This is a genomic window from Novosphingobium sp. PhB165 (assembly GCF_004341845.1).
Lineage (GTDB): Bacteria > Pseudomonadota > Alphaproteobacteria > Sphingomonadales > Sphingomonadaceae > Novosphingobium.
In genome coordinates this window covers 391,590-412,946 of sequence record NZ_SLVB01000006.1, presented here as the reverse complement: position 1 = coordinate 412,946, position 21,357 = coordinate 391,590, and the positions used below count along the sequence as shown (strand labels likewise).

Below are 21,357 nucleotides of genomic sequence, written 5' to 3'. Positions count from 1 at the left end.
GTCGTACTCACGCAAGTCCCAGGCAGCGGTAAATCGCCGGATCAGGCCGCCGCGATCAAGGCGCCGAGCCGGGACCCGACTTTCGGGTAATTCGGAGGCGTCACGTCGGTAAACCAGATCGTCCGTCCATGCGCGGCCTCGGGCGCGATGGCGAAGCGGTCTGCCCGATCACCGATCAGCGGCAGGCCTTTGCCTTCCAGATACTGCGCCGTGGCGGCCGCATCGCGGACCTTGAAGACGAGATGGCAGATGCCCTTCACGTCCCGCGCATGATCGGCGATGGCCGAACCTTCCGGCCCTTCCAGCGCCTCCAGCACGGTGTCGCCCATGGCGAAAGCCGCGCAGCGCGCATCAGGCAAGTCGCGCGTGCCGAGTTCCGGCCAGCGAAGCTTTTCGGCGAAGACCGCGCGTGCCTCGGCCAGCGAGGGCGCCGAAAGGCCGATGGCCTGCAAGCCCTCGATCCCGAGCGGATGATCCATCGCGGGGCGCCACCCCGGATCGCGGCGCGGATCGCCGGGCATATCCTGCGTCACGATCTCCAGCCGCATGCCCAGCGCCTGCCCGCGCGGGACGAGAAAGTAATAGGCCTCCATCCCCGGATCGTAGTGCCGCTTGAACCCGCGCTCCGCGAACCATGCGTCCGCCTGCGCAAGGTCCGTCACCTTGAGCGCCACGCCGATCCAGCGATTGGCCGCGGCCGAGCGGCGCAGCATGTCACCCAGCGGATGGCCATCCTGCGCGCCGCGACCGGCTGGGGCGATGGGGATCAGCATGGTATCGCCGATCATGAGGAGACTCTCCTCCCGGTCGAGGCCCATCTTCTCGGTTTCAGGCGTAATCAGGATTTCGTGCGCGGTTTCGGCGCCGAACACCTCTCGGAAGAAGGCGTCGCAGGCTGGGCGCAGGCCATTGTCGACCAGCGCCCAGCTTACGTGGACGAGCGGCATTCCCTCCACCGCGCGGAACCGCTCAGTAGGTTTCGGGCGAGCCGGTGCCCATGAACCGGGCAAGGTTCATGTGCAGCGAAGCGACTGACCGCTCCATGTAGGGATTGGGCTGTGCGCCCCGGAAACCGACGTTTTTCATGCCCTGCTGGACCGCCGCCATATTGGCGAAGTCCTGCTGGAGCACCGGCGGCCAGTCGTTCGGCTGGGTATATTCCCATTCGGTTTCAGGCGCCTGACCCTCGGGCCAGAGTTCGTAGACGGCGGCCTCGAAGATGCACTTGTCCGGGTCGGTGCCATAAGGCCGCGCCTGGTAGCAGAGCATGTTGTTGACCGCGTGGCCGATCTGGAAGTTCGGGAAGATCTGCCATGCCGTGCCCGCCTGCGCGGTGTGCTGCGGATCGACTTGCGCCCAGACCACGCCGCGCTCCGCATCTTCCTTACGGGCGGTGCCGATCCAGTAGGCCGAGACTTCCGCCGCCGGAGTCCCTTCGGGCAGTTCGTCCTTCAGGCGATTGGCCACGCCGACGAGCGTCATCGTCGTGTTGGTATTGGCATTTGCCCAGGTGAAGTTCTGCATTTCCGCCGTGGTCACGCGCGGATCCTCACCGGCGCCGAGGCGCAGCTTGCCGGAGTCTTCCTCCTGCCCCTTGGGCGCATCGTAACCGATGTTGGAGTGCAAGCCCTGATTGCGCGCCCAGCCCCGGAACTGGCCGAATTCCATGAATTCCGGGTGCGTGGTGGAGACGTGGTAGGTCTCGCAGAAGGCCTCCATCGCGACCTTCCAGTTGCATTCGAACACCACCCACTTGCGCCAGCGCGGGCGCATGTTCTGGAGGCCATAGGGATCGAGCATACCCGCCGCCGGGTGCAGATACTCGGCCAGCGACATGGATTCGGGGTCGAGATTGATCCAGATCCAGCCGCCCCAAGTATCGACCTTGACGACACCTAAGTCCGCCTGGCCGCCACAGAGATGGCCCTGCCAGTCTTCCTGATGCTCCATATAAGTGTTCGCGCCGTCGAGCCCGAAGGTCCAGCCGTGATAGCCGCAGATGAAGTTGCGACGGGTGCCGCGCGCGTTGCGCATGCCGGCCGGAGTATCCACCAGCTTGCGGCCGCGATGCGGGCAGACGTTGTGGAAAGCGCGAATCTCGGTTTCGGAGGCGCGGACCACGATCACCGAATCGTCGAGGATGTCGAAGGTGATGAAATCGCCCACTTCGGGGATGTCTTCCATCCGCCCAGCCTGAAGCCAGACCTTGCGCCACAGCTTGTCGCGCTCTGCCTTGGCGTATTCCGGCGAGATATAGGCCTCGGCCGGAACGCGAACGGGGACGGTCAGGTCCTCGGGAGCCTGCACGATCCTGCCAATTTCACCCATGCCGTTCTCTTCCCATCTTCATCATTCGTATTGGCGTTCATTATCCCATTATTCGCACGCCAGGCCAATCGCCATGGCGCTACCGCCGTCAGGTGGGCGCGAAAACGAGGGTGCGGCGCGGCAGGCTGCCGATGGCAAGGCTGCTGGCGGCCATCATGCCGATGGCGAGCCAGAGGAAGCTTTCGTAGCTGCCCGTCCGGTCGTGAATCAGCGCCGCCACCAGCGGGCCGACCGCCGTGCCGATGGAGAGCGCCGCCAGCACGCCGCCGTAGAGCCCGCCGAAATTCCTGAGCCCGAAGTGCCGGGTGATCAGATAGACCACCACGTCGATCTCCGCCCCCAGGGTCAGCCCGATCAGCCCCGAGGCAAGCGCCAGCGCCAGCAGCGACGTCCCCGAACCGAGCAGCAGCAGGCACCCGGCCACCGGCAGCAGGAACACCGCCGCGCCCACCAGCGAGGCCGGGTAGCGATCGAGCATGACGCCCGTGCCCAGCCTTCCCGCCAGCGAGAACCAGCCGACGAACGAGGCAATCGCCGCCGCCGTCATCGGGTCCGCGCCCCGGTCTCCCAGGATCGACACGAAGTGCACGACGATGGCGATGATCGTGAAGGTGAACAGCAGGCTGGCCACGAACAGGCGGTGATAGACGCTGGAGCGCAGCCCCTCGCCCAGCGAGACGCCGGGCAAGTCGCGCTTGGCAGGCGCCGGTTCGTTGCGGCGCCCGCGGTCGTGCGCGCCGCGGAAGAACAGGAAGATCATCGGAAACGCCAGCAGGAACCACAGCCCGCCGTGCACCGCGAAGGCCATGCGCCAGCCGAAGGTCTTGATCGCCCACGTGCCCAGCAGCGGGAACAGCCCCGCCGCAATGGATGCGCCGCAGAGCGTCACCGCCAGCGCCAGCCCGCGCGACATCTCGAATCGCGAGGCGACCGCGCTGGTCCAGACCGAGGCCTGCACCGGCAGCGAGACCATCGCGATCAGCCCCCAGAGCGCATACCAGTGCCCGATGCTCGCCCCCGTGGTGCCGAGCAGCGCAAAGGCCGCCGTCAGCAGCACAAGGCCGATCACGCCGAAGCGGCGCGGGCCGAAGCGGTCCACCGCAAGGCCGACGAAAATGCCGCCCACCGCCTGCACCAGAGTCGCGATGGTGAGCCCGAAGGTCACTTCGGTACGGCTCCAGCCCATCGCTTCGGCCACCGGGCCGATATAGGGCCCGATGCCGTAGATGTGGATCACGCTGGTCGCATAGCCGAGCCCAGCCGCCACCGGGACGAGGCCGTAGCGCGACCATTCCTGCCGCGAAGAGAGGGCCTCAGTCACCGTAGCGCAATTCGACAGAGGTCGCCTCGCCGTTGGGCCCCATCGGCGAATCGTATTCGATGCAGGTGCAGACCGGGTTGGCGTGGCTGGCGAAGAGTTTCTCCTCGTCCGCCTTGATCATCGGCTGGCGCGCGGGATCGCTGATGATCGCCTGCGAGCGTTCGAAATCCTCGCGGCTGTTCCACCAGATTTCCATCACGCAGTCGAAGCCGGGATCGTGGATCTCGCCGGTGATCGGGTTCTTTTCCGGCACCAGATAGCGCCGCACGTAGCGAACCGCGCCGGGAATGGCCGGCTGCGCGCCCATCTTCTTCGAGAGCTGCGAGTGCTGGTTCTCGTAGTAGTCCATGAACGCGTCCATGGTCATGTCCGGCCGCTTGCGGAAAAAGCAGAGCTGCTTGAGCATGATTACGCCCTCCTGAGCGCCAGCACGGTGCCTTCGAGATCGCCGCAGATCCACACGGTGCCGTCCGGCCCGACGTCGAGCCCGGTCATGTTGCCCATCGGCCCGCACATATGGCCCACGCCGCCCAGCGGCTTGGGATCGGTGCCTTCCGGCGCGCCGACCGGCAGGCCCTGCGCGATCACTTCGCGCGCGCCGCCGGACAGGTCCGACTGCACGACTTCGCGGCGCTTCACGTCGAGCACGGTGATCCGGCCCTCGCGGATCGCCAGACCCTCGGGCCGGACCAGATCCTCGATCACCGCTTCCGCGCGTCCGCCGACCAGCTTGACCACCCGGCCCGCACCGCTTTCCGCGACATAGACCGTGCCGTCCCCGGCCACTGCGACGCCCTTGGGACGGTCGAGCCCGGAAGCCAGCTCCTCCACTTTGCCGCCCTGGACCGAATGGACCTTGCCGGTGCCATATTCGGCGAAGACCACCGCGCCCGAAGGGGCAATCGCCACACCCATCAACTGGTCGAACCCGCTGGCCAGCACTTCCATCGAGGGGCCGGCGGGGTGGAACTTCGCGACTTCGCCATTGGCGGTGGTCACGATCATCTCGCCCGCGCCCGCCGCGGCAACACCGCGCGAATATCCGGGGAAGTTCGGGCTGAACAGCATGCCTTCCAGCTTCACCGCCTCTCCCGCGCGCAGCGAGAAGACGAAGCCGCCGTCGGCGATCCACAGCACGCCGTCCGGGCCCATCGACACGTCGAGCGGCCATTGCAGGCCCTTCTCGATCAGCGGCTTCACCAGCCCGCCCGCCGCCTTGGGCGTGGTGATCTCATGGATCGAGCCGAGAATGTGGGAGATGAACAGCCGGTCGCCCACGAAGGTGCAGTTGTCCAGACCCGCGCCGATATCGGCCAGCACCGTCTTGGCGCCCGTGCGCGGATCGATACGCAGCACTTGTCCGCTGGCGACCTGCGTGGAAACGATCATGCCCTCGGCATCGAACTTTACCGAATCGGGCACGCCGAGATCGCCGCAGACCACTTCAGGCTCGCCGCTGCCGTCCAGATTGACGCGCCAGATCGCGTTGGCGCCCATGACCGGCATGTAGAGCTTGCCGTCCGGGCCGACCTCGAAGGCGTTGGGCATCGGCACATTGTCCGCGATCACGCGCGGCGCGCCGCCGTTGCGATCGAGTTCGAGCACGCGGGCGCCCATTTCGCACCCGCCCGCGATCAGGCGGCCCTGCGAATAAGTGATCGGGTTGGCGACCGGCAGGTCGCCGTAGACGACCGCACTGGTGCCGTTCGGGCGCAGCACCGAAACGCGGCCTTCGGTGATTTCGGTGGCGTAGAGGTTGCCCTCTTCGTCGAAGGCAAGATCGTCAGGCGCGGTGATGCCGCCGCCCATCGGGCTGATCACTTCCACCGCGCCGCTGTCGGGATCGACTGCGCTGATCTGGCTGCCGCCCACTTGGGCCACGTAGATGCGGCCGTCCGCCCCGGTGCGCAGGCCATTGGCGCTGTAGAGGCGCGTCGGCGGCGTCATACGGTGGAGCATCCAGCCTTCGGCGGGGCGGGCGGAGACGACGCCGTGGTTGCGTCCTGCGGGTTCGAGCATCGTGGAAATATCCTCTCGTCCGGCACGTTTGGCGCCGCTCTTTTCCCTTCGAGCCTATCCAGCGCATCCGATGCAGGCAACGCGATGACCGGCACGCAGCGTTTGCACGGGCGCACTATCGCCACGGCGACGTTGCGGCGGCTTTGTTCGATTGCCCCGCCTCCCCTCGTGCGCATATTCGATCGTCAGACCGAAAAGAGACTGCTCGACCGAGCGCGGGCAACCGGAGAGATTTCATGGAAGAGATGCGCTTTGACGGCCGAGTTGCCGTAATCACCGGAGCCGGACGCGGGCTTGGCCGGGCTTATGCCCTGCTGTTGGCCGCGCGCGGGGCGAAAGTGGTGGTCAACGACCTCGGCGGCGCGATCCGCGGCGATCTCGACGCGCCGGGCGCCGACGTGAGCGTGGCGCAGAGCGTGGTGAACGAGATCGTGGCGGCGGGCGGAGAGGCCATCGCCAACACCGATTCCGTCGGCACGCCCGAAGGCGGCAAGGCCATCGTGCAGGCCGCGCTCGACACCTGGGGCCGGATCGACGTGCTGGTCCACAATGCCGGGAACGTGCGCTACGGATCGATCCGCGACCTTTCGGCCGGTGACCTGCACGCCGTGCTCGACGTGCATCTGCTCGGCGCTTTCCACGTGGTGCAGGCCGCATTCGGGCCGATGTGCGATGCCGGATACGGGCGCATCGTGCTGACCAGTTCGGTGGGCGGGCTCTACGGCAATCTCAACTGCGTGAACTACGGCATGTCGAAGTCGGCCATGCTCGGGCTCAACAACATCACCGCGCTCGAGGGCGAGGCGCACAACGTGAAGTGCAACGTGATCGTGCCCGGCGCGGTAACGCGCATGGCCGAAGGGATCGACATCTCGCAGTACCCGCCGATGGACCCCGAACTGGTGGCCCCGGTGGTCGGCTGGCTCTCGCACGAGCAATGCCCGGTGACCGGCGAGATGTTCGCATCCATGGCGGGCCGCGTGGCGCGCATGTTCGTGGCGGAAACGCAGGGCGTCTACCGTCCGGAGTGGAGCATCGAGGACGTGGCTGCCGCTTCCGACGCGTTCCGCGACAAGACCGATGTGCTCGATTTCGGGTTGCACGGCCACGTCGATCATATCGGTTACAGCTTCAAGATGGCGACCGCCGGAGCCGATGCTTGATCGCCGCTTAATGAACAACACTGTTGACAACTAACTGCCTGCTGCGTCAGATTCAGCGGTAACGGGCGACCGGAGCAGAGTCGCCGCCAAGAGGATGCCCATTCGATGGAAATGACCTGCCTCAAGTCAGACGTGCCCTCGCCCGAGGAACTCGATATCCCGGCGCTGAAGGCCAAGTATCGTCAGGAGCGCGACAAGCGCATGCGGCGCGAGGGCGGCGAGCAGTACGTGCGCCCGACCGACGACTTTTCCGACAACTACGCCCACGATCCGTTCACCCCGGTCGCCGAGCGCGAGCCGCTGGTTGAGGATATCGACGTCGCCATTCTGGGCGCCGGGTTCTCGGGCATTCTGGCCGGCTATCACCTGCACAAGCAGGGCGTTTCCAATGTGCGCAACATCGATCACGCCGGCGGCTTCGGCGGCGTGTGGTACTGGAACCGCTATCCCGGCGTGCAGTGCGACAACGATGCCTACTGCTATCTGCCGCTGCTGGAAGAAACGGGCTTCATGCCCAGCAAGAAGTTCTCGGACGGCTGGGAAATCCAGCAGTACTGCCAGGACATGGCCGAGCGCTTCGACCTTGCCGACAAGGCGCTGTTCCACACGCTGGTCACCGGCATTCGCTGGGATGAAAGCATCAAGCGTTGGCATGTAACCACCAATCGCGGCGACGACATCCGCGCGCGCTTCGTGGTGATGGCGGGCGGCGTGATGAACATGCCCAAGCTGCCCGGCATCCCCGGCATCCATGACTTCAAGGGCAAGATGTTCCACACCAGCCGGTGGGAGCATGACTATACCGGCGGTTCGTGGACCGCGCCGGAGCTGGAAAAGCTGCGCGACAAGCGCGTGGCCATCGTCGGCACCGGGGCAACCTCGGTCCAGGCGGTGCCTCATCTCGCCAAGTATGCGAAGCACCTCTACGTGCTGCAGCGCACGCCTTCGAACATCGACGAGCGGCCCAATCCGCCGACGAATCCCGAGTGGGCGGCCTCGCTCCAGCCCGGCTGGCAGCAGGAGCGCATGGCGAACTTCCACCGCGCCGCGCAGCAGTTCTTCATCCCCGGCGAGCCCGACCTGATCTGCGACATCTGGACCGAGATCAGCCGCAACCTGGCCATCGAACTGGGCGAGGAAGGCTGGCCCGCGCTCGATCCGCTGGAATTCATGGACCGCCGCGAAGTGGTGGACTTCCAGGTGATGGAACGCCTGCGCCGCCGCGTGGACTCGATCGTAGAGGACAAGGACACGGCGGAGAAGCTCAAGCCCTACTTCCGCTTCATGTGCAAGCGGCCGCTGTCCAACAACGACTACTACCCCGCGTTCAACCAGCCCAACGTCACGCTGATCGACGTGTCCGGCACGCAGGGCGTGGAGCGGATGACCGAGAAGGGCTTCATCGCCGACGGCGTGGAGCACGAAGTCGATCTGATGATCTTCGCCTCCGGCTTCGAAGTAACCAGCGACCTGAAGCGCCGCTGGGGCATCGACACGGTGGAAGGTCGCGGCGGCAAGTCGATCTACGACCACTGGACCAACGGCGCGAGCACGTTCCACGGCGTCATCACCGACGAGTTCCCGGCGATGTTCTACATGGGCTACATCCAGGGCGCGACGAACTCCTCCACCACCGAGCAGTTCGGGCGTCAGGCCGAGCACATCGCCTTCATGATCGGCGAGACCAAGCGCCGGGGCGCCGGCACCGTCGCCGCCACGAAGCAGGGCGTCGAAGGCTATTGCGCGCACTGCAAGGAAAACGAAGTCGATATGTCCGGCTTCCAGAACGATTGCACGCCCAGCTACTTCAACAACGAAGGCGACAAGGAACTGAAGTGGGCCCTGTTCCGCGGCTATCTGCCCGGCTGGGACGCCTTCCGCGACATGCTGGGCGACTGGCGCAAGAGCGAGAAGCTCGAAGGCGTGAAGTTCGAAGACTAAGCGCACAAATCTCAGGGCGGGAACAAACCGCGTTCCCGCCCGCTACTCCCGCAGAAGAAGACTTCTCGGGAGAGCAGAGATGTCCAAGATCGCCGCCATCATCGGGCGCTTCCTGATCGCCCTCATCTTCATCGTGTCCGGCGCGTCCAAGCTGATGGACGTTTCCGCCACCGAAACCGCGATCGTCGCGGTCGGCCTGCCCGGCGGGCTGGCCATTCCCACCGGACTGTTCGAGCTGATCACCGGGCTCTGCCTTGCGGCGGGCTTCATGGTGCGGCTGGTCTCGGTGCTGCTGATCGGGTTCGTGGCCCTGACGATCCTGTTCTTCCACCACCAGTTCACCGATCCGCTGCAACAGATCATGGCGCTGAAGAACATCGCCATCATCGGCGGGCTGTGCCTGGCCTTCGCGCATAGCCAGATGTGGAGCCACTATTACGCCATCGCCCGCGAGCGGCGCGGCGAACTTGCGGCCCGCGATGCCGATGCCCGCGTGCGCGACGCCGAACTGCGCGCGGCCCGCGCCGAGGCCCGCGCCGACGTGCTGGCCGAAGGCCATGTGACCACCGACCCGGTCCCCGCCGCCGCGCTTTCGGACTACGATCGCGGCGCCATCCCCGTGACCCGTCGGCGCCGTTGGTTCGATTGGTAAAATCGCTTGACGCGCCCCTTCCGCCGAGGAACTTTCAACCTAACGACAATCGGCGGGAGAGGCCGGGAATGACCCACGAAGACGTGCTGGCGCGCGAAGGGATTCGCGATGTGATCGCCCGCTATAACATCGCCGGAGACCGGCTGCGGATCGACGATTTCACGGCCTGTTTCACCCACGACGCCATACTGGAAAGCGACCGCGTACCGGCCGATCGGGCCTTCCGCTTCGTCGGCCGGGAAGCGATCCGCGAATGGCAGACCCAATGGCTGGACCGCGCTGCGTCCGGCACGCCGGTCCACGAAGCCGACTTCGTCCGCCACCACCTCACCACCCAGCAGATCGATCTGGTAACACGCGACGACGCCACCGCCCGCACCTACTGGCAGGCCTGGACCCGTATCGGCCCCGACCACGCCGGCTATTATCTGGACGAGTTGCGCCGCGTGAACGGCCACTGGCTGATCGCGCACCGCCGCGTGCGGATGGACTGGGAATCGGAAGCAAGCCTGTTCAAACCCGCGATCGAGCGAAGCACCGGACTGCGCGGCGCGGTATAGGCCTGCCTGACCCAACCTCCAAACCAGACCCGCACCCGCTGCTCATGGGCCAACGGCGATCCGCTGATGGAGGCCTACCACGACGCCGAATGGGGCGTGCCCGTGCACGATTCGCGAGAGCTTTGGGAAATGCTGGTGCTGGAGAGCTTTCAGGCCGGGCTGTCGTGGCGCACCATTCTCCACCGCCGCGAGGGATTCCGCCGGGCCTTCGAAGGCTTCGATCCCGCCGTGATCGCCGGGTACGGGCCGGACAAAGTCGAGCAACTGATGCAGGATGAAGGCATTATCCGCGCCCGCGCCAAGATCGAGGCGACCATCGGCAATGCCCGCGCCTATCTCCGCATGAAGGCCGAGGGCCGCGATTTCTCGGAATTCGTCTGGTCGTTCGTCGGCGGATCGACTGTCGTCAACGACGGCCTTGTGCTGCCGGCGCAGACGGAAGTGTCTCAGGCACTTTCGAAAGCCCTCAAGGCAGAGGGCTTCAAGTTCGTCGGGCCGACGATCGTCTACGCCTTCATGCAGGCCGTCGGCATGGTCGACGATCACCATCCCGACTGTTTTCGCCGCGCAGACGCCTCGGCCTGAGCCCCCCGCGTTCAGTTCCCCTTGGGCGGCGTAGCCCCCGCCGCCGGTGCCGGAGGCGGTTGGCTGCCCAGCCGCTGGCCATTGATCTCCAGCCCCTTCTGGTCAAGCTTCACTTCCAGCGGCACGCCGTTGATCTGCCCGTTGAGCGTCGCCGCGTCGTTGCCGACATGGACATCGCCGATATTGACGTCCGGCGAGGGAAGCGCGGTCGGCAGTACCGCCGGAATGTCGCCCACATCCGGCACGTCGAGCGGCTGGATCGGCCCGCTCGGGTTCGGGCTGGGCTTCGAGCTGGGTGCCGGAATGCCGCCCTCGCGCAGTGCCTCGCGCATGAAACCGCGCCAGATCTTTGCGGGAATCGAGCCGCCCGAAACCCCCTTGAGCGGGGAGTTGTCGTCATTGCCGACCCAGACGCCGACGACATAGTCGCCCGCATAACCGACGAAGAGCGCATCACGGTTTTCCTGGCTGGTGCCGGTCTTGCCGAAGTTGGCCGCGCGCAGCTTGGCCCCGCGGCCGGTGCCGTGGTTGACCACTGCACGCAGCAGCGTCTCGATACCCTCGTGCTCGCTGCTCGACATTGAATGGCGGCCATCGAACAGCCAGTCGAACCAGCCCTCCTCGGGCACCGGGAAAGCGCGCGGTTCGACCGGGAAGCGGTTGGCGGCAACACCGGCATAGGCGGCAGTCAGCTCCATCAGCGTCATCGTCGACGTGCCGAGCGCCAGGCTGGGATCGCCCTGCGGCATTGGCGAAGTCACGCCGAGCCGGTGCGCCGTGTCGATCACCGCCGTATCGCCCACTTTCTGGAACAGGCGCACGGCGGCCACATTGCTGGACCGGGCGAAGGCGTCCTCCAGCGTGATCGTCTGCGAATAGTTCCCGCCGGCGTTCTGCGGGCGGTAATAGCCGGTCTCGATCGGGGTGTTCTCGATCGTGTCCTCGGGCTTCCAGCCCTTGCCCAGCGCGGCGAGGTAGACGAACAGCTTGAACGTCGAACCCGGCTGGCGGCGCGCCTGCGTCACGCGGTTGAACGGCGACTTGGCATAGTCGGTCCCGCCCACCATCGCGACGACTTCGCCGTTCTTGCGCATCGCCACCAGCGCCACTTGCGCCGAGCCAAGGCCCGAACTCTCGATGGCGCGGCGGGCCGCTGCCTGAAGCCGCGAATCGAGCGTGGTGCGGTAGGTCTGCGGCGCGTAGCTCGCCTCGTCGATCATGCGCGCCTGCGGCAGTGCCCAGTCGGCGAAATAAGTGCCGGTGGGCAGTTCGTTCTGCACCCGCACGTCAAGCCGGGGCGGGCGGATCGCCTTGGCCTGCGCGGGCGTGAGGAAACCGGCCTCGACCATGGCCTGCACCACCACGCGCATGCGGTCCTGCGCGCCTTCGTAATTGCTGGTGGGGGCGAGACGCGAGGGCGCCTTCATCAGCCCGGCCAGCATCGCCGCCTGCGCAGGGGTCAGGTTCTCCGGCTTGCGGTGGAAATAGTGCATCGCGGCGGCGCGAAGGCCGTAAGTATTGTCGCCGAAATAGGCGTTGGACAGGTAGCGTTCGAGGATCTGGTCCTTGCTCAGCCACGCCTCCAGCCAGAATGCGATCAGCATCTCGCGCGCCTTGCGCGTCAGGCTGCGTTCCGGACTCAGGAAAGTGAACTTGGCAAGCTGTTGGGTGATCGTGCTGCCGCCCTGCGTGCTGCCGCCGGTCACATTGCTCCACATGGCGCGGGCGATGCCGCGCGGGTCGATGCCCCAATGCGTGTAGAAGCGGCGGTCCTCGATGGCGATGAAGGCCTGCGGCACGTGGATCGGCAGGTTCTTGATCTCCACCGGCGCGGCGACGATCGCGCCGTTGCGCGCAATCGGGGTGCCATCGGCAGCCAGCAGGGTGATCTGCGGCGGCGAGATCGGCTGGAGCGACTTGGACAGCGGCGCAGTAATCGCCAGCCAGCCGATCAGCAGGAAAAACGCCAACAGCAGCGCGGCGATCCCGCGCGTAATCCACCACAGGCGCGAACGGCGCCGGGGCGGCACCCGCGAATCCTGCGGCGCGCCAAGGGGCGCTCCCGCAGCGGGAACGGGCTGAAAAGGCAGGGCTTCCGGGGCCGTGGCGGCGGAAGGCAAAGGCTGAAGGTTATCCATCGTCGGGGCGTCGCTATACTTCCTGCAGGCTTCCACGCAAAGCGCCCACCGCACGACTGGCCGCAAGCGCTGAGTTTCGCACCCTTCGGCGCATGCCCAGGCGGCGATGCAGCTGAAATATAATAATTAGTTAACCGGATTGCCGGAAATCAACGAAAAGCATATCCACCTGCGTCGCCTAGTGCGCACAACAGGGGATGAGGAAACATGGATCCGCTCAACAAGGGCGGCGCGAGCTGCGCCGAAGACAGCCGTCAAAAGGGCGACCGCGACCTGTTCGTGCTGATCGGGGGCAGTGCATTCCTGTGGGCGATCGTCATCGCCGCCGTCCTTGCCTGCTGCGATGTGTCATCCTGGCTCTACTGAGTGAAAAACACCGCCGCGATGGCTCCAGTTGCTATACGATAAGGCCTGATTACCACCACTACGACGGTTAATTTTCTGTTATCGCAGAGGGCGATAGCGTTACGGAATGCGTCAATCAGCGGTGGGGAAATCAAATGTTGAAGGGTTTTGTCGGGCAGGTTCTCTGCAACGTCGATCGTCACAAGCGTGCCCGAAGCGCCTATTGGAACGGCGTGGAATTCGAAAGCCATTGTGATCGTTGCGGGCACAAGATCCGGCGCGTGCGGCGCAAAGTCTGGCGCCGCGTACGGTCCTGACAACAGACCACGGCACAGCCCTGCCCCGGTGCGCATCAGTTCCTCTCGCCCGCCAAGGGCGATTTCCGGGGCGAGAATTAGCCAAAATTAGCCGAAACTCCGGTATCGATCTGTTTCACACAGGCCTGCTTTGCTCTGGCCAACGTCGGTGTTGACGCAGCCGGAAAATCGCTTATTGGGCGGGCTCTGCGGCGCTTTTGGCGCCTGCGGGCGATTAGCTCAGTTGGTAGAGCATCTCGTTTACACCGAGAGGGTCAGCGGTTCGAGCCCGTTATCGCCCACCATTCCCAAACCCACGAATTCCGAGTGTTTCACCCCTTCCGGGGGGTGAGGATTTTGTTGTTGTCATCGGTGATGGTCAGCAAATGGTCAGCACGCCACTTGACCGCCTCCCGCTCCACCATCTTCCAGAACTTGGTCAGCGCCCTCACCGTCGCCGCCATCTTAAGCGGGTCCACGTGGGCATAGATCTCGCTCGTGGCTTCAAGCGTGTCGTCCTTGTCCTTGTGACCGAGCAGGTGGCTGATCTGTTCGCCGGGCACGCCGCTGTTGCGGAGGTGGCTCGCGACGGTGTGACGAATCGTCTTCGGGATCACCTTCTCAGGCAGGCCCAGCTTGGAGCGCATGGTGCGCCACCAAATCTTGCGCGACTTCACCTTGGGGCCATCCGGCCACGCCTTCAGTACCGCCTGTAGCGGCTCAATCACCGGGATGATCGGATTGCGCTTGTTCGTGATCGGCGCGCCCACGGGGTGCATGTCCGCGATCGCGCCACGCCACTGCGCGGCTGGATCGAAAGCAAGGCCCGCGTCCGGGCGGACGGCCGTGCCGATCATCAGCCGTATCCACGCCTGCACATCGGGCTCGTGATCGGCATAGGCGACGATGGCCCCGATCTGCATCGGGGTCAGCACCAGCCTGCGCGGTTTCGAGCGCAGCTTCTTGTCGACCGAAGGGATTTTCGGCGCCGCGTCGATTCGGTTCTCGCCAGCCGCGTGATTGAGGGCGGCGCGCAGATCCTCGATGTTCCGCTGCACGGCCTCGCCGGACACGCCCTTGCTGTTGTGCTCATAGAGCTTGCCGCCCCATTCCACCTTCCAGCCGTGCGGGCTCATGCGCCACCGGCGGAAGCGAGCGATCACACCCTTGGTCATCTCCGCAACCCGGACGCCGGTGGTCACCTCGTCCTGCTGGAAGAAGCCGATCCATGCGCGGAAGGAGGACTTCACCGTGTCGATGCGGTGGATGTCGGGACCATGCTCGCGCAGGTAGTGGAACAGGTGCGGCACCAGTTCCGCCTGGTCGTTGCCCTGCTTCTGCTTCGAGCGGCTGGCGGCCTCATGTTCGCGCAGCTTGTCGCCGGCAAAGCCGTCGCCCGGCTGGCCTACATCCCGGCACTTAGTGCTGCGATAGACAATGGTGCGGCCACTCGCGGTGGCGATCTGCCAGATATCGGGCGATTTGCCGTCCCTCCGCTTGTCGAGCCAGAAGTCTCCGACGATGAGAGGGCTTGTTTCACGCGACATAGTTCTTCCGTTTCGATCTTGGACACGAGGTCGAGCGCGCCGAAAGCGGCAAGCTCCTGAAGTTGGGCGAGGGTAAAGTTGGCGCCCGTGCCATTGCGCAGTGCGCGGCGGAATTTGTCGGCTATCGCGTGGGCGGACATGCTGCATTCTCCTTCCTTGCGCGCCGCGCCTCTTCCCACTCCCGGCCGACCGTGCCCATGTTCGGGACATCCTCGGGGAATATGCCCTGGTGGCAATGGGGGCAGGCGGGGACATACTTCCTACTGCGGAAGTGCTGGTCCATCTGGCGTGCTGCGATACGGGTGATGTTGTGGGCGACAGCCTCATCGACCTGCTGCTGGCGCCTCTTGATATCCGCGACGGCATGATCGATCTGCTCACAGATCAGCAGGAAGGCATCGAAAGGCTCGACGTCCGTCTCGCAATCCTTGCACCAGATGCGGCGCTCATTTCGGTCATAGACCATTGGCCGATGCTTGCAGGCCGAGACCGGCCGCCGCGACATACCGCGCGCGACGCGCAGGTCGCCGATGTCGATGATCTTAAGGCCGGAGAGATATTCCTGCTCGACGACGGGCGGGGTTTTGTCGGTCATACTGCGAACCTCCAGTAATCGTGGCGATTCCGCTCGCAGCCTTCCAGCGAGATCCCCAGCCGACCAGCGGCGGCCGGGTGACTGGCAACCAACCACGCCTGCTCAATCGGTTCCCCGTCCATGGCTTCAAACAGCCAGCAGTAATCCTCGCTGCAACCGAAAGCCTTACCCCAGTCGCCGCGCAGCTTGTTCCACGCGGCCTCTGCTTCGCGGCACTCAGGATGCGAATACCAGCCGTAAAAGCTGCCGTCCTGAACGGACGAAGCATAGGTCGCGGCTTGCCGCGGCTGGATGATGACCCCGCACGATTCGCATTTATGCGGCTTGCGCACTGCGCGAATGAGGCGATCCCCGAGATGCTCGTAGCTCATGCCTGCACCTGATCGATGTTGCCCCGGTGGACATCGAAGCTGACAGCCACGATCCACGGGTTGTCAGCCCAGCGCTCACCTTCGGCGGTGTGAAGGCTGTTCCACAGGGTGGCATAGCTGCGCTTGGCAGGGTCGGCGGGGTCGGTCGTGCTGAACCCTGAGCCGCCGCCGTAGTCGCGCCAAGCCTGCCCGCCGATGCATGCGAATCCCTCGATGCCCTCGGCCTTGGCATCTGCCTCGCTGCATTCCTGCAGGCGTTGCACGCGCACGTCGGTGACAAGCAGCCACAGGCGAGAGGTCGAGCGCGGCGCGTGGATTGCTGGCACCCAAGGACCTGCAAACGTAAGATCGTCTCCGCAGGTGGCGAAGTTCTTACGTCCGCGCTTGCCGCGACTATAGACGGACAGGTCCCCCCAGCCCCCGGCGTTTGGCTCGTCCGGTACGCTTTCAGCGTCGTCGTCTTCCCAATCGAGGGTCGCGCGATACTGGAACTGGTCCCAGCCGGATGTCCGCTCGATCGCCCGGCATGTCTCTCGCACATAGAGCCGATCGCCTGCGGTGTAGCGCATGCCGATTGTCGTCCCGGTCGTCTGGTTCCAGATCGCGGCGCGCTTGGGGACCGACACGCGCTGGCCTTTGACGATCGCAAACACGCCCTCCCCGCCGGTCGTGGTGGCGGCCCAACCTCCCATGTCGGGGCGGCTGTATTCCTTCCGCAGCTTGATCAGCCGCCGCGTCTGCGTCTTCTGGCCCACGAGAAGCGCGCGCACCATGGGTGCGGCGAAGATTATTCCCTTGTCGCTCATTGACGCACCATTTCTTCAGCGTTGAGGTCGAAGCGGGCGCACAGTTCCCAAGCGACACTGCTGCCGACGGCGAACGTGTCCATGACGGCGACCCAGCGCGGCTGGAAACCGCGCGAGTTTCGGGGCTTGGCGATCTTCACGGCATGCCGCAGCAGCGCCTCATCGGTGGGGCGGCTCATGCCCGCCCCCTATTGACACTACGGTCAATAGTATTCCGTATTAAATTTCCTTCTGTTATGCTCCCCATGAGAAGGAGAAACGGGTCATGAAGTACATTGATGATGCTTACCTCGCTCGCCATGAGAAAATTTACGCTCTGATCGGCGAATGTGCTCTGAGAAATCACGCATCCCAAGCCGCTGGCAACATCACGAGGGCTGTGCACTACGCAGTCCGGTACACTCGACTGTCGAGATTGGCCGACAGCCACTGCATGCAAGCGATCGCCGCTTATCAAGAGTAACAACATGTTCATGCGGCCTGCGCCTCCCGCTCCGCGATCGCGTCAGCCATGTTCGCGCGGACCAGCGCCTCGGAGAGCGGGGGACATACGCTATTGCCGCACTTGGCCACCTGCGCCGTCTTGGTAATGGGCTTGCCATGGGCGTCGAATTCGATCTGGTAATCTGCCGGGAAGCCCTGCGCGTTGAACAGCTCGCGCGGCGAGAGCATGCGCATGCCGATATCGACGATGACGTATTCTTCGCCCTCGATCATCACGGTGACCAGGCCAAAGCGGTCCTGCACAGTCACAGTGCCGAGCGGGCTTTCGAGGCCGTGGCCATCCTGCTCGTTACCGTAATACTTGATCAGAAAGGGCCGGACTTCGCCCATGTGGGTGCCGCCCGCACTGACGGTGTGTAGCGGCTCCTCCACGCTCTGGCCGTCACGGCAGGTGCCGCGAAGCTTCACGAGGTTGGAGGTGACGAGGCGCTGCTGGCTTCCCGCCGTGGCGACGGTCGACAGCGGCACGTCTGCCGCGCGCCCGGCAAGGTTCTCGTTGTTCGGGCCGCCGTTGGCCTGTTCGATATGGGCGCAGACGACGGCATGCCGTGGCGCGCCAGCCATGACGGTGTGGAGCGGATCGGCAGGTTCGTAGCCCTGCCCGTTCTGGGCGAACTTCTGCATGAAGGCGGTCACGGCATGATGCTTGATCCCACCAGCGACGACGGTGCCAAGCGGCGCCTGTACGTCCATCGCGCGCGGCGCCTGACCCTGACGCTCGCCGTTGCCGACATGGACGAGGTGCGCGGCCGCAACGCAATTCTGATCTTTGTTCGAAGCCGTGACCGTGTGGTGCGGATCTTCAAGTGAGCGGTTTGCCCCGCCCTGCTGCGCATAGGTGGCGAAAGGCGCCGCCGCGACTTCGACCACGCCAAGCGGTACGCTGCCGCCAGGGCGCTTGATGAAGCTGTTCGCCGTCACCGTGTGGAGCGGTTCGTCGATCCGATGGCCGATTGCACCGGATCGGAATTTTGTGACGTGGGGCATCACAATGGCATGTTCGCCCCTGTTCGCGCCCGTCACCGTCGCCATAGGCTGATCAATAGAAGCGCCGCGCGCACCCGCCTGATGGTGGGTCAGCGGCACGATGAACGGCGCAGGGTTGTTGACCACGAACTTCATGATGCCGTGCGCGATGCGGCGGAGCGTCTTCTCAGCCAGCGGCTTCTTGCGCTCGAAGATTGACGGGCACGGAATCGACCAGTCGATGATTGAGGCCGCCGTGCGCCACGGCTTGCGCTTGCCGCTCAAGACCTCGGGCGAGCCGGGCTTGCCGTGCGTCGGCTCGGGCCAGACGATCGGCTTGCCGTCGCAGCGGGCGATCATAAAGAACCGCTTGCGGATCGTCGGCGCGCCGTAGTCGCAGGCGCGCAGTTCCTTCCACTGGATCTTGTATCCAGCCTTGCGCAGCTCGCGCTGCCATTTCTCGAAGGTCTCGCCCGCGCGTTCCTTGATCGGGAAGCCCTTATCGCAGAGCGGGCCCCATGTGCGGAACTCCTCCACGTTCTCCAGCAGGATCACGTCGGGGCGGACTCGCTTGGCCCACAGAACTACAACCCATGCGAGGTCGCGGATCGATTTCTCGCGCGGCTTACCGCCCTTGGCCTTGCTGAAGTGCTTGCAGTCGGGGGAGAACCACGCGAGCATGACGCGAGCGAGCCGCGTAATCGGATTGATCTCGATCCGCCGCGCCGGGTTATCGCTGGCGACCTTCGCGTAGAGGTCGCGGACGACCTGCTCGGGATCAATCTGCCAGACGTTGTTCTGAATGTGCATTGTGCCAGGGTGGTTGGCCTCATGCATTCGGATTGCATCGGCGTCATGGTTCAGGGCCATATCGACCGCCCGGTGAAGGGCTTCTTCGATGCCGGTAGACGCGCCACCGCCACCGGCGAAATTGTCGACGACCAAGCCGGGAAGGCCGGCGAGAACAGCGCTCATGCGAACACCTCGCGCGGCTGGCCCGGATGGGTCACCGGCGACAGCTCGCCATGCTCGCCGCAGCCGCGCCCAGTGGTCCGGCCGTCCGGACTGGTGAAGTCCTCCCAGTGGACCCAGCCGTGTTCACACTGGAATCCCCACTCACGGACCTTGGGCCCGGTCATGAACAGCGAGATGGCCTGCTCGCCCGGGATCACCTCAAGGCGGTGCAGCGCATTGGCGGCGCGCTGGATCGTCTCACCGGCCATGCGCACGAAGCTGCCTTCCGGCGTGTGCTCGATGTAGCTGCCGAAGACCAGGAAGCTGGTGTTCGCCCACGGGTGATCGTGCATTGCCCGATCGTCGTCGCTCTTGAGGATCTCGTGCAGGTAGACGTTCACGTGCTCGTTGCGCGGGATGACCCACCAGCGGCGCAGGTAGTCGTCGCCGATCACGTAATCCGGCTGGCGCTGCATGATGCCCGTGGCCCATGCCTGCATCTCGGGCAGGGTTGCGTAGCTGAGCGCGGTCATCAGTAGGGTAGCTCCTCTTCGGGAATGAAGCCGATCGGCAGGCGAGAGTTAGGGGGCGTCCCCGCGCGGCCCCCGGCGCGCCCTGAAACCGCACTATTGCGGATGGGGTGACGCGCAGCCGGGGGACCCAGTCTCCTTTCCGGGTGGGCTGGCGTCGTGAAATTGCGGGTCATGCGAAGGGCTCCGTTATCGAGCTGAATGTGACGGTGAGTTCGCTGAACACGCGATCATCGGCGGCCTCGCTGGCGAGTTTGTGGGCTTTCTCCTTCGCCTCGTCCTCGTCTTCGGCCTCGATGTCCTCGCTGAAGGTGCCGGAGAGTTCCCAGTCGACCACCACGCGGAAGACGCGCGTGCCTTCCGGCGCCCGCTTGCCCCAGTCGGGGTCATAGTGCTTGCGCATGGCCTCCTGGCACGCAGTCATCGGCATGGCCGCGATCTCGTGCAGAGTGGGCTTCCGGCGTTCAGCCACGGCCGCCCTCCTCCCGAGCCGCGACCACGGCGCGGGACTTGCGCAGCGTGCGCGTCACAAGTTCGGTCACAGCCGAAAGCGCCGGCGCCTCGCGCTGGCCGGTCGCGCCGGTCCAGACCGAGATCAGATCGGCGGCGACCATCTCCATTTCTGGAACAGACAGATGGAGCGTTGCGAGATCGTGCTGCATGGCGCGCCCTTTCGGCTGGATGCTCGCGGCGGCACCGGCACCGCGAGCGTGTTGGGCAAACCGGCCTGCGGCGGAACTCGCAGGGGGGTGTCCGGTCGGTGCTGCTTTGATGGAGGCTGCGGTCATATGGCGCTCCACGCCGGGGCCAGACCGATGGCGGCCAGCAGGCAGAGAGCGACGACGATCGCCAGAATCTGGAACAGTTCCCTAAGGGGCGAGCGAGGGGGCATTATTCGCCCTCCCCGCTCGCCGTGCGACCCGTCGGGCGGGGAAACAGGACGTAGGCCAGCCAGGCGAACGCGAGCATCGCTGCGGCGAGCGCGCCGAGGATCACGGTCACGGTGAAGGCCGGCGTCAGCGCGAAGTCGCGTACAGCGGCGTTGCTGTCCGTGATCGTGCCGATCCAATGATCGAGGGCGAGATAGCCGGAGGACCCAGCCGCCATTAGCATGGTGATGATGAGGCGGCCCTTCACAGCTCACCTCGCTTCGTCATCCGCTCGATCATGTAGTCGAACAGGTCGATGAAGTTGTCGAACAGGTCGATGAAGTTGTCGAACTTGACCACCGGGCCGGTGGAGAGGTGCAGGCGGATCATGCCAACGCCTCGGACGCTGCATTCCGCATGTGCGGGAACACGGCGCCCAGCGCCGCCCAGCTAAGGCCGACGCCGCGCCAGCCTGTTACTCTCAAATGGAAGTAGTCGGGGTGGCCCATGACGATCTCCAATCAGGCATCGTTGCCTGTTGAAGATGACATATTGCGTGTAATTACCCGCGTCAAGCATAATGTGCGTGTAGTTACCCGCCAGCCACTGTGTCAGGCGGTGCTACAGGCACGGAGAATACGAAGCCGTCAGTCGTTCGACGTCTCGCGGCTTGAAGGTAGCCACGGATCGGTATGTAATTGTGCGCACCTCGCCGGTGTCCTCGATCTCGGTCAGCCCTGTCACGGTAGGAAGCCCTGCCACGGCCATCGAGTCGGCCAACGTCACGCCTCTTTCGGTTTGTATGGTGCGTATCATCGCACCTCGTGGGGCGGACAACACGCCCGACAGGCACATTGCGAGCTCAGA

General features: G+C 65.0%; 24 protein-coding genes and 1 tRNA gene. 7 read left to right on the top strand and 18 right to left on the bottom strand.

Annotated elements, in window-relative coordinates; genetic code table 11:
• Positions 1–41 precede the first annotated feature (41 nt).
• From EDF56_RS18925 to EDF56_RS18905, 5 genes are all read right to left on the bottom strand, one after another.
• Positions 42–947, bottom strand: coding sequence for a glyoxalase (locus tag EDF56_RS18925; protein ID WP_132390352.1), 906 nt, complete (start codon positions 945–947; stop codon positions 42–44).
• Positions 948–969: 22 nt separating this feature from the next.
• On the bottom strand, positions 970–2,328 hold the full coding sequence (locus EDF56_RS18920; protein ID WP_132390350.1) for an aromatic ring-hydroxylating dioxygenase subunit alpha: 1,359 nt from the start codon (positions 2,326–2,328) through the stop codon (positions 970–972).
• Between the two features lie 88 nt (positions 2,329–2,416).
• The gene (locus tag EDF56_RS18915) at positions 2,417–3,649 is read right to left on the bottom strand and encodes an MFS transporter (protein WP_132390348.1); all 1,233 of its coding nucleotides are present in this window, start codon (positions 3,647–3,649) and stop codon (positions 2,417–2,419) included.
• Entirely contained in the window at positions 3,642–4,055 is a 414-nt protein-coding gene (locus tag EDF56_RS18910; protein ID WP_132390346.1) for an EthD domain-containing protein, read from the bottom strand. The genes EDF56_RS18915 and EDF56_RS18910 overlap by 8 nt, the downstream gene beginning before the upstream one ends.
• A gap of 2 nt (positions 4,056–4,057) precedes the next feature.
• Complete coding sequence (locus EDF56_RS18905; RefSeq protein ID WP_132390344.1) at positions 4,058–5,668, bottom strand: SMP-30/gluconolactonase/LRE family protein; 1,611 nt, start codon at positions 5,666–5,668, stop codon at positions 4,058–4,060.
• A 236-nt stretch (positions 5,669–5,904) separates the two neighbouring features.
• On the opposite strand from EDF56_RS18905, the gene EDF56_RS18900 reads away from it, so the two are divergent.
• The 5 genes from EDF56_RS18900 to EDF56_RS18880 all read left to right on the top strand — a co-directional run bounded on the left by EDF56_RS18900 (position 5,905) and on the right by EDF56_RS18880 (position 10,569).
• Positions 5,905–6,831, top strand: a complete 927-nt coding sequence (locus EDF56_RS18900) for an SDR family NAD(P)-dependent oxidoreductase (protein ID WP_132390342.1) — start codon at positions 5,905–5,907, stop codon at positions 6,829–6,831.
• A 105-nt stretch (positions 6,832–6,936) separates the two neighbouring features.
• Complete coding sequence (locus tag EDF56_RS18895) at positions 6,937–8,772, top strand: NAD(P)/FAD-dependent oxidoreductase (protein WP_243652689.1); 1,836 nt, start codon at positions 6,937–6,939, stop codon at positions 8,770–8,772.
• Between the two features lie 79 nt (positions 8,773–8,851).
• Positions 8,852–9,424, top strand: a complete 573-nt coding sequence (locus EDF56_RS18890; protein ID WP_132390340.1) for a DoxX family protein — start codon at positions 8,852–8,854, stop codon at positions 9,422–9,424.
• A gap of 68 nt (positions 9,425–9,492) precedes the next feature.
• Entirely contained in the window at positions 9,493–9,984 is a 492-nt protein-coding gene (locus EDF56_RS18885) for a nuclear transport factor 2 family protein (protein ID WP_132390338.1), read from the top strand.
• Positions 9,985–9,990: 6 nt separating this feature from the next.
• On the top strand, positions 9,991–10,569 hold the full coding sequence (locus tag EDF56_RS18880; RefSeq protein ID WP_279389722.1) for a DNA-3-methyladenine glycosylase I: 579 nt from the start codon (positions 9,991–9,993) through the stop codon (positions 10,567–10,569).
• An 11-nt stretch (positions 10,570–10,580) separates the two neighbouring features.
• Here EDF56_RS18880 and EDF56_RS18875 read toward each other — a convergent pair whose 3' ends face one another.
• Positions 10,581–12,599, bottom strand: coding sequence for a transglycosylase domain-containing protein (locus EDF56_RS18875; protein ID WP_243652688.1), 2,019 nt, complete (start codon positions 12,597–12,599; stop codon positions 10,581–10,583).
• 315 nt (positions 12,600–12,914) lie between these two features.
• On the opposite strand from EDF56_RS18875, the gene EDF56_RS26030 reads away from it, so the two are divergent.
• Complete coding sequence (locus EDF56_RS26030; RefSeq protein WP_165912255.1) at positions 12,915–13,073, top strand: hypothetical protein; 159 nt, start codon at positions 12,915–12,917, stop codon at positions 13,071–13,073.
• Here the strand turns inward: EDF56_RS26030 and EDF56_RS18870 are convergent.
• Positions 13,067–13,303 carry a hypothetical protein gene (locus tag EDF56_RS18870; protein WP_165912254.1) on the bottom strand — a complete coding sequence of 79 codons (237 nt, stop codon included), beginning with the start codon at positions 13,301–13,303 and terminating at the stop codon, positions 13,067–13,069. The two genes, EDF56_RS26030 and EDF56_RS18870, sit on opposite strands and share 7 nt — an antisense overlap.
• 274 nt (positions 13,304–13,577) lie before the next feature.
• On the opposite strand from EDF56_RS18870, the gene EDF56_RS18865 reads away from it, so the two are divergent.
• Positions 13,578–13,653 (top strand) — tRNA-Val (locus EDF56_RS18865).
• 27 nt (positions 13,654–13,680) lie between these two features.
• On the opposite strand, the gene EDF56_RS18860 is transcribed toward EDF56_RS18865, so the two are convergent.
• The 11 genes from EDF56_RS18860 to EDF56_RS26645 form a co-directional block, all read right to left on the bottom strand.
• Positions 13,681–14,895 (bottom strand): tyrosine-type recombinase/integrase, encoded by a 1,215-nt coding sequence (locus EDF56_RS18860; protein ID WP_132390332.1) that lies wholly within the window; start codon positions 14,893–14,895, stop codon positions 13,681–13,683.
• A 121-nt stretch (positions 14,896–15,016) separates the two neighbouring features.
• Positions 15,017–15,490, bottom strand: coding sequence for a hypothetical protein (locus EDF56_RS18855; RefSeq protein WP_132390330.1), 474 nt, complete (start codon positions 15,488–15,490; stop codon positions 15,017–15,019).
• Positions 15,487–15,861: a hypothetical protein gene (locus EDF56_RS18850; protein WP_132390328.1), complete on the bottom strand. Its 375-nt coding sequence runs from the start codon at positions 15,859–15,861 to the stop codon at positions 15,487–15,489. Before EDF56_RS18850 ends, EDF56_RS18855 begins: the two co-directional genes overlap by 4 nt.
• Positions 15,858–16,667: a hypothetical protein gene (locus EDF56_RS18845; RefSeq protein ID WP_132390326.1), complete on the bottom strand. Its 810-nt coding sequence runs from the start codon at positions 16,665–16,667 to the stop codon at positions 15,858–15,860. Before EDF56_RS18845 ends, EDF56_RS18850 begins: the two co-directional genes overlap by 4 nt.
• Positions 16,664–16,846 (bottom strand): hypothetical protein, encoded by a 183-nt coding sequence (locus EDF56_RS18840; protein ID WP_132390324.1) that lies wholly within the window; start codon positions 16,844–16,846, stop codon positions 16,664–16,666. The genes EDF56_RS18845 and EDF56_RS18840 overlap by 4 nt, the downstream gene beginning before the upstream one ends.
• 292 nt (positions 16,847–17,138) lie before the next feature.
• Positions 17,139–19,112 (bottom strand): DNA cytosine methyltransferase, encoded by a 1,974-nt coding sequence (locus EDF56_RS18835; protein WP_132390322.1) that lies wholly within the window; start codon positions 19,110–19,112, stop codon positions 17,139–17,141.
• Positions 19,109–19,624 carry a hypothetical protein gene (locus EDF56_RS18830; protein ID WP_132390320.1) on the bottom strand — a complete coding sequence of 172 codons (516 nt, stop codon included), beginning with the start codon at positions 19,622–19,624 and terminating at the stop codon, positions 19,109–19,111. Before EDF56_RS18830 ends, EDF56_RS18835 begins: the two co-directional genes overlap by 4 nt.
• A gap of 169 nt (positions 19,625–19,793) precedes the next feature.
• Positions 19,794–20,093 (bottom strand): hypothetical protein, encoded by a 300-nt coding sequence (locus EDF56_RS18825; protein ID WP_132390318.1) that lies wholly within the window; start codon positions 20,091–20,093, stop codon positions 19,794–19,796.
• Entirely contained in the window at positions 20,086–20,283 is a 198-nt protein-coding gene (locus EDF56_RS18820) for a hypothetical protein (protein WP_132390316.1), read from the bottom strand. Before EDF56_RS18820 ends, EDF56_RS18825 begins: the two co-directional genes overlap by 8 nt.
• 229 nt (positions 20,284–20,512) lie before the next feature.
• Positions 20,513–20,758: a hypothetical protein gene (locus tag EDF56_RS18815; RefSeq protein WP_132390314.1), complete on the bottom strand. Its 246-nt coding sequence runs from the start codon at positions 20,756–20,758 to the stop codon at positions 20,513–20,515.
• The gene (locus tag EDF56_RS26645) at positions 20,755–20,880 is read right to left on the bottom strand and encodes a hypothetical protein (protein WP_279389719.1); all 126 of its coding nucleotides are present in this window, start codon (positions 20,878–20,880) and stop codon (positions 20,755–20,757) included. Before EDF56_RS26645 ends, EDF56_RS18815 begins: the two co-directional genes overlap by 4 nt.
• Between the last annotated feature and the right edge of the window lie 477 nt (positions 20,881–21,357).